This window comes from Paenibacillus sp. 01T431 (assembly GCF_056398625.1).
Map to the genome: position 1 here is coordinate 200,299 of NZ_JBFTPT010000015.1, position 14,195 is coordinate 214,493.

Sequence of the window (14,195 nt, forward strand, 5' to 3'; positions counted from 1 at the left end):
AGCGGTACAAGTGAAAAAATCGAGGCTGTATCCATTTGAGAGAAATCGTTATTTTTACGGAAAGCTGTTGACGGTACGCGATTTCGAGTCGGAGCAAAAATATTTTAATGATAAAAGAAGGCTGTTGAACCGTTTGCTCTATGGCAGCGGCGTGTTGTCCGGCATGCAGGTTGTAGCGGTAGATGACAAAACAATTTCGGTCGAAATGGGCGTAGCAATCGATTATATCGGACGAGAACTCGTTATTCCTTCACCTGTAACGTTAAAGCTGTCGATGATCGAGGGCTTTACAAACAATGAATATAAGAAAAATGTATACTTGTGCGTCGCTTATGATGAGAAAGGCAAGGAGCCGGTTCACTCGGTAGGCAATTCAGCAATTCGCAACGACGAAGTGAGCGAATATAACCGTGTGCTTGAATCCTATCGTTTATTCATTAATGAAGAAGCGCCTGCACCGTCCTCATTTGAATTCGTTAGATTGCTTGAAAATGTAGCTACGATTTATGAAGATGCGAATGTACGGATTACGCAGCGTATGCCTAAGTATGTGAATGTCGGCGAGGTTGTTGAGGTCAAGCTGGTGGTTGAGAAGACACTGCAAACGCCGCGAATTGCTTTCCAATATGATTATGAAGCAATGGGCTTCACCTCTGTTGGCCATGATGGGAATACCGTTATGTTTGTTGAGCCGGGCGATGCGCAGGAAACGGAGTACTCGGTTAGTTTTCATTTGAAAGCGCCGCAAACTGCTGGCGTCAAAGCACAGCTTACTGTACCTAATCATGCTGCGAAGTTAACCATTGGCGACTCGGCTATTCCACTGGATACGAATGCGAAGCACATCATTGAGGTGCTGGACGAGCCTGTTGCGAATCGTATATTGAAGGATTGGCATGAACGCAGCTTAGAGCAGGCAGTAGAGGGATCTGCTGATCAAAGCATCTGCCTGGCCAAAATCAGCTTGCTCCAAATGGGACCGACCTACATGATTGAAAAGGTGGATCGTGTACCTTTTGATGAATATATCGAGAGCACCGCGCTGCTGCAGCGTTTAACGCAAACGTCGCAATCCTCATCGCTTCATAAGTTTTATGCGAGCGCGGAGACGCATGACCTGGAATATGATGAGAAGCCATCTCTTGATGTACAGTATCATCCCGAACGCAATGAATTTGATTTCAAGCTTGGTATTCCGCGGCCTCAGCATTTGTATGATGAGATTTCAACGGGTACAATGGAAGTAGCACTGGAGTCTATCGGCAAGACAGGCGGCTTCTTCTTCTCGCGCGGCAAAAAAAACTATGTGTCTGATGAAATTCAGCATGGCCTTGGCGAGGGGCAAGTATCGGTTGTAGTCGGCTTGGAAGAGATCGATAAGACGATTTTGGCTGACCAAACAAGCACGATGAAAAAAGTATATTATGGACAAAGCGACGTATTTAAAGGCACTGAGTTTGAGCCTGATATACCGAATGTATCGCTTGGAACAATTGTTTATCCAGAGAAGGGCACATTCCGTATCGGAATGAAGCTTCAAGGTGAAACCGAATCGGCTGCGTCTGTAATCGCCGTTCGCTGGTGGGCATTCAAAAGTTTAGGCGCGGCGAAAGCGGCTGATCAAGTAAATGATGAGATAGATCAAGGGTTTGCAGAAGCAGCTGCATCGCAGCAGGAGTAAGCCATTATAAGCTGTTCAGAAGGTCGATAAGAACGATGATCTTGCTGAGCAGCTTTTTTTATATAGCGTAAACTAGTATAGGTGTACAAGAAGGAGGCTTTGATTTGAAAGACCTTTATGAGCGTTTAAGGGAGCTGAGAGAGGGTGAGGCTAGAAGCCTTCTAAACGACCTTCTAAAGCTGACTGTACCGTTTACTGAACAAGGAAATGGGGAGCAGAAGGCTCTGGCTGGCTCCATTGTACAAATGTATGAAAAAAGCGTGCAGCACTCACATTCTTTGCGAGTTGAAGCTGAGCAGCGCAAAAGCATGGTTCATCTCGTATGCAGCATGTCGGATGCAGGATCTTTGAAAGTAGCCCTAAGCAATTTAGGAAAACATGCAGACAATGAGGTATTGTCGTTTAATGATTGCTTTTCAGTAGGTCCAATTAAGAATATTGATCGTGTGGAAGGACAGCGGGCACGAGAATTTTGGCAAATGGAGAAGCTGTCTGGTTTTATGTTTAATCACCACATGAATCGTGAGCATCAGATTCAGAGAATGATCGAGAAAATAACAGCCATAGCTAAGCATAAAACGATCATCATCTGGTGTGCCGATAACGCGCACGATCAGGTAGGACTGCGTTTCATCTTGCATTTGCTAAAGAATCGTACCAATAGCGTACATATGATGAATGTTTCTGAGCTTTTTCGGCTTAACGCGGCAAGCATGCAGACTAACCTGCCTCACTATGCGCAAGGGCTGCTAGAGAGGGATGTTTACTTAAATATCGTAAACGGATATGAGCAAGCAGAGAAAATAGTAGATAGTGAGAGACGACGCTATGAAGCAGAGTGGTTGGAGCTGTCTCAGGAAGAGTGTACACTGCGTTTATGGGAAGATGACAAGATTAAGCATGCTGCTGAAGTGGAGCTTGATAGGAGGCTTATAGCTATTATTGATAAGCTTGCAATCGAAAGCGAGGATGGTTTTGTAAAGGCAGGAGCTGTTATCGGAGAATTACAGGACCACTATTTCCAGCTAATCGACTTTCGTTTCACTGAATATCGGCTGTGGATGCTAATTAGCGACGGCTGCTTGGCGTTTAGAGGACTGCCGAATGCGATGCATCAATATTCCGTGCGAAACAACAAAGGGAGGACCATTTGATGAAGCCGTTATTTGGGAAGGATTCTGCTATACCAGATGAGAAAAAGATCGTTTTTCTAGGAGACAGCATTACGGATGATGGTACGTTTATTGCTTACATGGATGCTTATTTCCTGCAGCATATGCCAGCCAATCAAATGACACTCATTAACCTTGGCGTAAGCAGCGAGACAGCATCTGGCTTAAGCGAACCGGAGCATCCCTTTCCTCGGCCCTGCGTGCATGATCGGCTTGGCAAGGCTCTAGCGGAAAGCAAACCGGACTGGGTCGTTGTATGTTATGGGATGAATGACGGCATCTATTATCCTTATTCTTCTGATAGATTCGAAGCGTATCAACAGGGTCTATTACGGGCTGTTACTCAGATTAAGGCTGCGGGAGCCAAAGTAATTATTATGACGCCGCCTCCATTTGATGCTGCATCGTTTACAGGCGGCAGCCTGCTTCCTTTGGGGCAACCAGCATACAGCTATTCTCAACCTTTTGCTGACTATGAGGATGTATTGAAGCGATACGCAGACTGGGTGCTGACTTTGGACGATGTCGCAGATGCGCTCGTTTCTATCCATGATCCAATGCTGCGCGAGTGGGAGCATAAGCGTAAGGAGAATCAGCTTTATATAACGGGGGACGGTATTCATCCGAATGCTGAGGGGCACTGGCTGATCGCCGCTGCTCTGCTTCATGTGTTGTTTAATATATCACTGGAGCAAATGCCCGAATATGTGCTCCAACCAGACTCTTCATCGCTGTTCTCAGCTGTACAGCAGCGCCATCGATTGCTTAGCTCGGTATGGAAGGAGCATGTCGGACATACGAACCCGAATAAAGCGGAAGTGCTGCCGCTGGAGCTGGCATTGAAGGAGGGCGAAGCGCTTAAAAATCTTATTCTCTCCTTGGCTGATCGTCCAGAGAACAAAAATAATAGCCGTACTTCAAGCTGGAAGGGCTATGAGCGTATCGATTTTATGTTGGAGGGAAGAGAAGGACTAATCGTTTTTCCTAAAACATTTGCCGAAGGCAGGCCATGGATATGGCGCGCTGAGTTTTTTGACGCGTTCTCCTATGCCGATATGGCTTTGCTCGAGCAAGGCTGGGCAATTGCTTATTATCGACTAAGCGACATGTATGGATGCCCGGGTGCGGTAGAGTGGATGCGAACGTTCCAAACCTACGTGACAGGAGCTTATGAGCTCGCTCCAAAAACGGTGCTTTTTGGCTTCAGCCGCGGCGGGTTATATGCGTTTAACTATGCAGCCAAGTACCCAGACCAAGTGAAGCTGCTGTACTTGGATGCCCCTGTACTCGATATGCGCAGCTGGCCGGGCGGGAAAGGCGTGGCTGCAGGTGGAGCGGCTGAGTGGGAGGAGTGTCTGGCTGTGTACGGCGAGCTGGAAGAAACGGAATCGTCACTAAAGGGCTGCTCTCCTCTGGACAGAGTAGAAGAGCTGGCAGCAGGCGGTATTCCCGTTTTGATCGTTGCAGGAGATGCTGATATTCCGCTGCCTATAGAAGAGAACACGCTGCCATTCGAGAAGCGTTACCGGGAGCTTGGCGGGACCATTAAAGTCATTGTGAAGCCGGGAGTCGGCCATCACCCGCATAGCTTGGAGCAGCCAGAGCCGATTTTATCTTTTATTCAGCAGTATTGCGAGTGAGAGAATGATAGCTATAAAGAACGGATGATGGGAAATGCACGAAAATGACAATCTTCAACTCTGGAAAGTGGAGCTAACGGACATCAGAGCCGTTAGTTGCTTGGTATCTCCATTTTTATTGAGCTAACGGACATCGGAGCCGATATTAGCGTGGAGATTCCATTTTTATAGAGCTAACGGACATCAGAGCCGTTATTTGCTCGGAATCTCCATTTTTAAGGAGCTAACGGACATACAGTCTCTTATTTGGCTTCAAGAGCAATGATTATCCTTCAATTTGGATAAATAACGCATCTGATGTCCGTTAGAATTCGAAATGAGCTTAAAATCAGTAAATAGCGGAATGTATGTCCGTAATAATATGCTCCCCAAATAGTAGACAGGTGAAGTAATAAACAACCTATTGCTATGAGTGGAGCATTTTCATGTCTAAAGTTAAATATTCTCCAATAGAGAAACTTACCATTATCGAAGAAATCGAAAGTGGCGAACTTGGCCCTATGGCCGCCGCCTTCAACAGTCCCATGGAATCCTTCTGGGGAACCCTGAAGTGTGAAAAATATAATTTGCAAACATACCGAACATTTGATGAGCTTGAACAGGACATTGAAGGCTACATTCACTTTTACAATTACGAACGATTTCAGGCAAAACTAAACGGCCTCAGTCCAATGGAGCTTAGGACTAAGGCCGTTTAACGGTTTTTATTATTTGTACTGTCTACTTGTCGGGGGCAGTTCACTTTTATTGTTATTCCTCAGGAATGATATAGGACATTTCAAGTCGTACAGGCTTATCTTTATTTAACAAAAAAGTGAGAAGCGTACTGCCTGACTTGAACAGAACCCTTACTCGGCCGTTATCGAGCTTTTCCTTGGTGGATACCGTTTTGGCGGCTAATAATCTGCTGTACGTTTGTTCCATGACAACTGGATTCCATGTCGTCAGTTGACTTACAAAAAAAGCTTCTGGATTGTCTTCATCGACTTCCAGTACAAAGGACATTTGCATTGCGCTGAACGTCAGCGTTTGCGGCAGTATTGGATCGAGTGCTAAGTCGGGATCAACAAATACAGGGTCTTCGCTTTTCGTTGTATCCTTCTCTGTGCTCGTCGCCGATTCCTTGGTGCTGCCAAGTGCAGCGGGTAGAGCAGTGGAGCCGCCAGCAGCCATTGTCTTTGTCTGAACGCTTTGCGGTGTTGCTGTTGGCATTGCGGCTGAATTGCTGCTGCTTTCCGGCGTGGCCGAAGGTACTATCGCTGCTTGGTCAGTCGCTTTCGGTTCAGGTGATGAAGAATCTGCTGAAGAATCTGTTTCGTCGGTCGTTATAGGTTCTGAAGGTTCGTCTACAAAAATTTCTTCAGTAAGCTCTTCCTCAGGAACAGTTACAGGAGCATCAGGAACACCCAACGTTTCTTGCAGCTTTACGAGCGACAGATTCATGAAGCCTTCAGCGTACAAGCTGCCGTCTCTGAAAAAACCTTTGTAGAGAGGCGCGCCGTCCATATCGTACAGTGCTCCTATGCCTTCATATTTGTTATTGACGAATTTGCCGTCATAGACAACGCCGCCTGAGGCAGTAAACATTTGTCCGCTGCCATTCTGCTGTCCGCTGGCGAACGAGCCTGTATAAACAACGGAGCCTGTCTCGTTAAATAAGCTGCCAACCCCGTGATAGCTGCCGAGCAGAAAGGCGCCGTCATATTTTACGAAGCCTGAAGGGTAATATTGTTTTCCCGGGCCTGACAGCTTGCCAGCAAGGAAGCTGCCTTTAAATAATAAAACGCCATTATTGTCAAACTGCTTGCCTGTACCCTCATAAACACCATTATTAAATTGTCCTTCATAAATCAGCTTGCCTGATTCATTGTAAAGTTTGCCATCGCCGCTGTATGAACCCTTCAGAAAGGCGCCAGCATAGATGATCCCGCCGCCAGCATTATATGCTGTACCAGCTCCTTCGTACGCTCCAGCTGCAAACTCGCCCACATATTGAGGTTTTCCCCCTGGATAAAATAAAGTTCCAGCACCCCCATATTGATCGTCAGCAAACTGTCCGCGGTAGAGAAGCTCGCCCTCTTCATTAAACAACTCGCCTGAGCCCGCCATCATTCCTTTAGCGAAATCTCCTTGGTAACGAAGCTTGCCGTTTGGATAATATAGCTTCCCTGGACCGCTGTATTGACCATCGACCAGCTCTCCTTTAAACAGCAGATTACCTTCCGCGTCAAGGACGGATGCAGCTCCTGTGAAGCTGCCATTCGCAGCAGCAGCTGCTTCCAGCTGAGGCGTTCGTCCGAACCATTTGTTAATGAAGGCTGGCGGGCTTACAAATCCAAAATAAACGATGATCAGAGTAATGACGAGAACAAGTGCGATAAGCTTCTTCGCTATGTAGTAGCTCCCGATGCGCAAATAATTGTTGAGCGATCGAAGCGGGCCAAAAATAGCAGTGACCAGCCATTTGCGGAGCACGGCAAGCATACGCTTTGGCAGCGTTTTCGCCCGTTTAAGAGGCGCAATAATTTTTCGCTTAATGGGCTTGATTATGGGATTTAGAATTTGCGCTATCATATCATGGCACCTGTATCGTCATCTGTCCCGGATTCACGAACTGAATGACGCCTCCCCAGTTGCACATGCATTTGGACGAATTGTTTAAAGCGGGCAGGTTCGCAACTAACACGGTTGGCGAGCCGGGCACCCATGGAGCGGCTGTAACGGGAATACAGGGCTGAGGGGTAAGTACGCCTAAGGCAGCAGCAGTTGCGGCTGCGACCATCGGATTGGCCAGCGAATTACAAACTCCAAAGGGCAGTATATTAACCATCGGTTTATTATCCATAATGTTCGCGATCGGCATAGCCGTCAAAACGCGATTGGCAGGCAACACATTAAACGTGCCGGGAGCTGCTCCAAAAGAGCATTGCATGGTAGCTCCTCCGCATATAAGTTGTCCCATATAATTCCTTCCTGAGAGTAGGCCTTACTTAATGCCTCTCCTGTTTTTTTGCTATATTCTACTATTTTAATAGTACTATAAGCCCTAAAAGCCATCAACATAAACCTACTAAAATAGCTAACATTCGATGAATTCTTACAACAATGCTGATGCTAAATGACTAAACATGTAGTAATATGGAAATAGAAATATTTTGAAAAATGAAAGCGATGGTGCACATGCGAAGGTCCACTATGGGTATGACTCTTCTGAGTATAATAGCAATTTGCCTCGGCTTCTGGCTTTATCCAAACTTAAATCACTTTCAAACCCCTCCGTATAAAACAGAGAAACCCCTCACTTATTTATCCAAGGCATCGGCAGGGCCGGATGGAAGCATGATCGTTATCGGAGATTCACGTCAAGAGATTATACGAATCGGCAGCAAAGGATCTATTGAAGAGGTCATTCGGCAGGATGATGCTACCATAAGACATGATTTTACAGATATAGCGGTGGCGGCTGACGGCACAATCTATGTTCTTGATACGATTTTGGACGGATATGGGCTTTATGTACGCGAAGAAAGAATTGTTCGCTACGCGATCGGCGATACAAAAGGAACGGTCCTGTTTACGTTCGAGGGAAGCGGTACCAACAAACGGGTAGGGCTGATCAAAGGTCTTCAAGTTGTAAAGGAAGATATTTATTTCTACATAAACGAAGAGACGAACGTTCAATTAAATCGATTATCTGCTGCGGGCGGCAAGGCAGAGGAGCTGCTAACATTTAAATTGCCTGCAGATCGTTACTTATCAGAAATCGTAGGTTATGCGCCGGATCAAATCTATTACTCTACGAAGCGCGGCGCTATTTTCAGAGTGAATGCAGGCGGCGAAAGCGAGCTGTCCTATCCGCTGGAAGGCATGGATCGCACTCGCAAAAACTTCCCTGAAGGACTGCTTCTGCACGAGAATGGAAAATTATATTTTATTGATCGCCTAGTAAATGCAGTTACGAGTATGAATGCGAAGGATTCCAGTAATTTAAGAACGGTCATAGATGAAGCATCGTTAAAAACAATAGCTCCGCGTGCGGAAAGCCTTGATATTATGGATTTGACAATGAATGCAGCAGGGCAGATGGAGCTTGCTTTAGGTGACAGCATCGTCAGCATGGATGAGGCTGGCAGCCATACGAGTGTCCTTGCGAAGCTAACTTATGATCGCGGTTCGGTGGTACAGGGCTGGATGACGTGGCTGGCAGCTGCCGTATTGCTCGTTATTTTAGTTATGATAATCAGACTGTTCTATGTACATGTGCTTAATCGCAGAATTTCATTGTTTTTCAAACAAGTTTTTGCAATTGTACCGATATTGATAATAGCGATGATTATGTTATCCAATTTTATTTATGATAGTTTCTCCAGCAAAATGGAAGATGAGATGCAGAAGCAGCTGTCTTTGCTTGCTCGCAATGGTCAAAATATGATTAACGGCGACCAGCTGAATCGATTGACTTCGCCAAACGATTATATGAGCAAGGATTATGAATCGATTCGGAGCAAAATGAACTTCTTGTTCGAAAGCGAGGATCCTGCAAATCGCAAAGGCCTCTACAGCACATTGTACAGATATGAAAATGGTGAAATCTTCATCATTATGGATGATGATGACGGCGTTAATATGTACAAGCCTTTTCCTAAGAACGAGCTGAACCGGCTTGTGGTTGAGAAGGGCGAGGTTGTAACGGACCGATGGGAAGATGCTACAGGCAAATGGCTATATGCGATTGGACCTATCTATGATTCTACTAACAAAATTGTAGGCGTTTATGAAACAGGCCGGGATTTGAATGTATTGTATCAATCCAACCAAACTATTTACAAAAGCATCATGCGAAACATTGGGCTTATAAGCTTAGTATTAATCGTTCTCGTACTCGCTGTAACGTATTATCTGCTCTCGTCGCTGCGCAAGCTTCGCAAAAGCGTAATGGAGATGGCAAATGGCAACTGGGATGTGAAGGTCAACATACGATCACAGGATGAGGTCGGCGATTTGGGAGAGCAGTTCAATCGCATGGCGCTTCATATTCGAACGTACATAAAGGACATTACTTCGTTCAGCGAAGCTTCGCATCGTTTTGTACCGCAGCAGATTTTTAAATATTTAGGCAAAAAGGGAATTACCGATATTCACCTTGGAGATCAGGTTCAGCAAAATATGACGGTTATGGTCGCAAATATTCGCTCATTCCATCATTTATCGAAGCAGCTGACTCCAAAGCAAAATTTTGATTTTATGAACACCTTTCTAAAACGGTTTAGTCCATTCGTTCGGACAGAAGAAGGACTAATAAGCAAATATTTGGGCGCAGGTTTTATGGCTCTGTTCCCTTCACGAAATGAAGATGCGCTGCGCGCGGCTGTTGCGATACGCAGAGAGCTCGTTTCCTATAATGAAAGCTTGAAGGCTTCCGGCTTTGCTCCGGTTGATCTAGGCATGGCCATACATAAAGGGCCGCTTATGCTTGGGATCGTGGGTGAAGAGCAGCGGATGGAAGGCAATGTTATCTCCGATGACGTGAATATTACAGCAACATTAGAGCGAATGTCCGATACGATGGGCGCATCAATACTTGTCACTCGTACGTTCTATGAGCAGCTGCGTTCACCTGAACGCTTCCGCTTCCGTCTGCTTGGTCGTGTACGTATTGACGGCAAAGATGATCCGATTGAGCTTATTGACGTATATGAGGGAGATTCAGATACAGAGCGCGCTTTAAAGGATCGTACAAAGCCGCTGTTTGAGAAGGGGATTATGCTTTGCCAAGAGGGGCGTTTCTTCGATGCGAGAGAAACCTTTATAGAAGTGATCAAAATTAATCGTTTCGACAAAGCGGCAAAGCTATATTTTTACCTATGTGATGAGTATTACCAGAAGGGATCAACTGAGGGCTGGAATGGCACACTCGCCGTTTAAAAATTGAAGTTAGGAGGAAGGTCGAATGCTTGTTGGACAGTTTCGGATTAGTCGCATCTCCACATTAGATGAGGCGGAAAAAGTCGTCGCATTTTTATTATCAGGCTTTTCATTTGATGATACTCGTTACACGCCAGGCGAGCTGACGCATTTCCGAGAGCTTCCATTTCGCGCGGTAAATAATGAAATTTATTTCTGGTATGCCGAGGATGAGGATGGAAATGTCATAGGCATAAATTGCATCGCTGAAAATGAGCAAAAAACCGGAGGTTTCAATTGGGACTACATGGTTGTTCATCATGATTATCGCAAAGTAGGCGTTGCGGCGCTGCTGATGGAGCAGATGTATGACTTTTTAGGGGAAGTAAACGCCAGATATCTAGTAACCTATACTTGCGATCTGCCAGAGTACAACCGCATTCGTCAATTATTTGAGAGCAGCGGCTTTACACTGGTTGGTAGATGTCCAGATTATTACTACGAAGGGGAAGACCGCTTAATCTATCATCGAAAGCTGGTTTAAAAAGATATGACTAAAGATACCATATTGCGCGCAATCGGTGCCCGTCCAGAGGATCAGCGAAAGCTGCTTATGATGGCACCTGTTTTTTTTATTTGCGGCATATCTGAAATGCTTAATTACAATGGCTTTATGACGTTGTTCAATCAGCGGTTCGGAAGTGAATACCTTCCCTATGTATATGCGGCGGAGGCTATCATTTTGCCGATGGAGGCGTGGCTCTTGTCTTGGCTTGCTGCTAGGCTGCCAAAGCCGAAGCTGATGCGCGTCTTATATGGAATAATGTTAGGCATCGTTGCCGTAAATGCATTGGTGCTACTAGTATTGCAGAGCTTCGATCTAGAGCTGAGAGGGTATTATCCCGTCTTGTTCATAGCGTCCAGCTTTGTCGTAAGGCAGCAGACCCTATTGCTTTGGAGCTTGGCCGTTGATTTGTGCTCGACGCAGCAAGCGAAGCGTCTCATGCCCGTGTTCGTTGGCTCTGCAACGCTCGGCGGAGTAGCGGCAGGTTTGCTTGCACAGCTTTTAAGCCTGTTTTTTGGACCCGAGGTTATTTATGCCGCTTCCGGTTTGCTGCTTCTGGCTGCATTGCCGAATTACCGTAAAGTGATCACCCGTTATTTGGTGCCATTGTCGATCAAAATCGAAGCAAATGCTCTGGAAGAGGAACCGGTGTCAACGGGAGCGGTGTTTAAGCACGCGCTTCGATCTCCTTTTTTGCTAACCGTTATTTTGCTCATGACACTGATGCCAGCTCTTTATTTTCTAATGGAATATGAGTTTCTGAACGTAACAAAAATGTCATTCCCAAGCGAACAGGCTTTTAGCCGGTTTTTTGGGATGATTACGATGGTGTTGTTTGTTCTTGCCTTTTTGCTGCAAACCGTCTCAGGCAAGCTGATGGCACGCCTTGGTGCAAGCCAAATGCTTACGGCTATATCAGGCGTTTATGTTCTCGCCTTTGCCGGCGCTTTATTTTTTGTTGGCGGTCCAGCGGCGCTTCCAATGATTTCGATCGGCTACATGCTGTTATATTTGCTGCTTTATTATTCAGCCGAGCCTTCCTATCAGCTGTTCTTCAAGACGCTTCCGCTTGCGCAGCGTGACAGCTACAGATATGCCGCGCAAGGAATTGCGGCTACGGCGGGCATTTTGATCGGCGCTGGCTTGCAGTTTTTGCATTCAGGCTTTGGGGTATCCTGGACAGCCTTGTCGTTTGTAGGATTTGCAGGCGCTGTGCTGCTGTTTGTGCTTGCTTGGTTCGGCAGAAGATTCTATATGCTCGAGCTTGTAGGCAGCATACAGACAATTGGCGAGCAGGATTTAGCGGAGCAGTTCGATGAATTTAGTCGAAACGAAGCTGCAATGGCAGAGCTCAGGGCCATGTTAAAGCAGCCGATAGATTCTGCGAAAGAAATTGCCTTGCAAATTATCGGCAGGCAACAAAATCCGAATGATGTTGCCGATTTGCTGGCGCTGATTGATGATCCGAATCCACGCATTCGCGTTGCTGCGGTTAGAGCGATGAATCTTGAGCGCGCAGACCTGCATGCGATGGTGAAGGTAGCAGCATTTCTTGAGGATCAGGACGATGAGATGCGTGCTGAAGGAGTAAGACAGATTGGCAGAATGAAGCATATGGAGCATCAGGCTTTTTATTTCCTGCGGCAAAAGCTGCTTGATCGGCATCCGAGTGTCATTGCAGAGGCAGTCAAAGCGATGTACTCCTTTAACAATGCGGCAAGCCTCGAGGCTTGCGCGGAAGTGATCGATCGTATTCTTGATGCGGGAGGCGAATCCTCGGTTTATATTTGCCGAGTTATCGCGGAGCTTGAGCTGTATTCGTTTGTGCCGAAGGTTGAGAAGCTTGTTGATGATGCGCATCCAGCGGCAAGGGTTGCAGCAATCGCATGTTTGGGAAGGCTTAAGGTTACATCCATTATACCCATTCTGCTGGAGCGTCTCCCGCTTATGGACCAAGAAATGTTCCGCACGACGACAGAAAGCTTTATTCAGATGGGCGATGGAGCGATCGAGCTGCTGACTGACAGCTTGAATGGCGCGCCGCCGAAGCGATGGACAGCTGTGATGATTGCGCTCTCGGCACTTCTGCCAGACGAGCAGGTACGTTCTAAGCTAACGGATGAAGCGTTAAGCCGATTAAGTGAGCTTGAGGCAGCGTCAGGTTATTCCTTGTCGCTTAAGCAGCTAGGGAAGACGGAGCTAGCAGAGCTTGCTTTGCTGCGCTGGCGAGAGGTTCGCGACTTTATTTTTACAGGTGTATGGGCGGTGCTGACCAAGCTTGCGGATGAGCAGGTTGTTGATGCGATCAGAAGGGCAGCTGCTGATGAAGATGAAGAAATTCGCAGCAATGCTTGGGAAGTGCTCGCGGAGGGCATGGGTGAGCGCAGATTATCGCAGTTTCTGCTGACCGTTCTAGAACGCGGCGAAGCTGGAAGAGAAGTAACTGCCGATGAGGAAGCGACTGTCCTATTGGAGGCAGCTCTAAACGGAAATGATGATTGGTGGCGGGAGATCGCTGCAGCGGCGTTAGTGGAGGAGGGGGATCAAATGTCGAAAGACCAGCAGATGATGAGCCGTTTAAACAAAGTAGTCTTTTTAAGGCAGGTTCCCTATTTCGCTGATTTATCGCTTGAGGAGCTAGGCTTAATCGCTAATATTGCCGAGGAGTATGTATGCCCGGATGGAGAGAATCTGCTGCAAAGAGGAGAGCCTAACCCCGCGATGTATGTTATCGTTGACGGCAATATCGAGCTCACGAGCATTTCCGCAGCAGGCTGGGAAGGAACGATCGGCGTACTCGGTGCAGGGGATGTGTGCGGCGTAACTTCAGCGCTCGACAGCACCTCGTCTACAGTAACGGCGCAATCCTTGCTTGGCGATGTGAGAGTGCTGAAGCTGCTGGGCGAGAATGTGTCAAGGCTCATTCGTTTGTACCCGGAAATAGGAATCGGGCTGCTCCGAGCGTCGTTCGCACGCATTCGATTGCTGGAAGAAATGATGATGCGAATTGATTCGTAGCAATAAAGCAAGCTTAGCGGTTGCAACGGTACTTCAGATTGCATATAATATAGATTATTATTTCATATTCGAAGTAAAGCGATGATGGAGAAGAGTAAGCAGTGCTTTCGCACAGGAAGAAGACGCCGTAGACTGAGAGCGTTTTTGTGAAAATAGGCTGCCGAAGTTCACTCCTGAGCAGACACCTGAAACGCCATAATATACGGCGCGTGTAG

At 46.7% G+C, this 14,195-nt stretch carries 9 protein-coding genes; 7 read left to right on the forward strand and 2 right to left on the reverse strand.

The genetic code is table 11. The annotated features are described in order from the left end of the window. Positions 1–10 precede the first annotated feature (10 nt). From AC1DM9_RS25860 to AC1DM9_RS25875, 4 genes are all read left to right on the forward strand, one after another. On the forward strand, positions 11–1,681 hold the full coding sequence (locus AC1DM9_RS25860; RefSeq protein WP_477549699.1) for a hypothetical protein: 1,671 nt from the start codon (positions 11–13) through the stop codon (positions 1,679–1,681). Between the two features lie 104 nt (positions 1,682–1,785). Continuing rightward, the gene (locus AC1DM9_RS25865) at positions 1,786–2,835 is read left to right on the forward strand and encodes a DUF1835 domain-containing protein (RefSeq protein WP_477582961.1); all 1,050 of its coding nucleotides are present in this window, start codon (positions 1,786–1,788) and stop codon (positions 2,833–2,835) included. After that, positions 2,835–4,493, forward strand: a complete 1,659-nt coding sequence (locus AC1DM9_RS25870) for an SGNH/GDSL hydrolase family protein (RefSeq protein WP_441879036.1) — start codon at positions 2,835–2,837, stop codon at positions 4,491–4,493. Before AC1DM9_RS25865 ends, AC1DM9_RS25870 begins: the two co-directional genes overlap by 1 nt. A gap of 425 nt (positions 4,494–4,918) precedes the next feature. Further along, the gene (locus AC1DM9_RS25875; RefSeq protein WP_441879034.1) at positions 4,919–5,191 is read left to right on the forward strand and encodes an IS3 family transposase; all 273 of its coding nucleotides are present in this window, start codon (positions 4,919–4,921) and stop codon (positions 5,189–5,191) included. 52 nt (positions 5,192–5,243) lie between these two features. Here AC1DM9_RS25875 and AC1DM9_RS25880 read toward each other — a convergent pair whose 3' ends face one another. Next, a complete protein-coding gene (locus tag AC1DM9_RS25880) occupies positions 5,244–7,067 on the reverse strand; it encodes an MORN repeat-containing protein (RefSeq protein WP_477582964.1) in 1,824 nt (607 codons plus the stop codon). 1 nt (position 7,068) lies between these two features. Next, positions 7,069–7,455 carry a DUF4280 domain-containing protein gene (locus AC1DM9_RS25885; RefSeq protein ID WP_441879030.1) on the reverse strand — a complete coding sequence of 129 codons (387 nt, stop codon included), beginning with the start codon at positions 7,453–7,455 and terminating at the stop codon, positions 7,069–7,071. Positions 7,456–7,694: 239 nt separating this feature from the next. Here AC1DM9_RS25885 and AC1DM9_RS25890 point away from each other — a divergent pair, with 239 nt between their 5' ends. The 3 genes from AC1DM9_RS25890 to AC1DM9_RS25900 are packed head-to-tail and all read left to right on the forward strand — an operon-like array spanning position 7,695 to position 13,980. After that, positions 7,695–10,418: an adenylate/guanylate cyclase domain-containing protein gene (locus AC1DM9_RS25890; protein WP_441879028.1), complete on the forward strand. Its 2,724-nt coding sequence runs from the start codon at positions 7,695–7,697 to the stop codon at positions 10,416–10,418. A gap of 25 nt (positions 10,419–10,443) precedes the next feature. Further along, positions 10,444–10,941 (forward strand): GNAT family N-acetyltransferase, encoded by a 498-nt coding sequence (locus AC1DM9_RS25895; RefSeq protein ID WP_441879026.1) that lies wholly within the window; start codon positions 10,444–10,446, stop codon positions 10,939–10,941. A 6-nt stretch (positions 10,942–10,947) separates the two neighbouring features. After that, complete coding sequence (locus AC1DM9_RS25900; RefSeq protein WP_477582967.1) at positions 10,948–13,980, forward strand: cyclic nucleotide-binding domain-containing protein; 3,033 nt, start codon at positions 10,948–10,950, stop codon at positions 13,978–13,980. The last annotated feature ends 215 nt before the right edge of the window (positions 13,981–14,195 follow it).

What these genes read in the sequence shown, in the direction of transcription:
- AC1DM9_RS25870 (WP_441879036.1), top strand. Translation starts at nt 2,835, where the DNA reads ATGAAGCCGTTATTTGGGAAGGATTCTGCTATACCAGATGAGAAAAAG.
- AC1DM9_RS25875 (WP_441879034.1), top strand. Translation starts at nt 4,919, where the DNA reads ATGTCTAAAGTTAAATATTCTCCAATAGAGAAACTTACCATTATCGAA.
- AC1DM9_RS25880 (WP_477582964.1), bottom strand. Translation starts at nt 7,067, where the DNA reads ATGATAGCGCAAATTCTAAATCCCATAATCAAGCCCATTAAGCGAAAA.
- AC1DM9_RS25885 (WP_441879030.1), bottom strand. Translation starts at nt 7,455, where the DNA reads ATGGGACAACTTATATGCGGAGGAGCTACCATGCAATGCTCTTTTGGA.
- AC1DM9_RS25890 (WP_441879028.1), top strand. Translation starts at nt 7,695, where the DNA reads ATGACTCTTCTGAGTATAATAGCAATTTGCCTCGGCTTCTGGCTTTAT.
- AC1DM9_RS25895 (WP_441879026.1), top strand. Translation starts at nt 10,444, where the DNA reads ATGCTTGTTGGACAGTTTCGGATTAGTCGCATCTCCACATTAGATGAG.
- AC1DM9_RS25900 (WP_477582967.1), top strand. Translation starts at nt 10,948, where the DNA reads ATGACTAAAGATACCATATTGCGCGCAATCGGTGCCCGTCCAGAGGAT.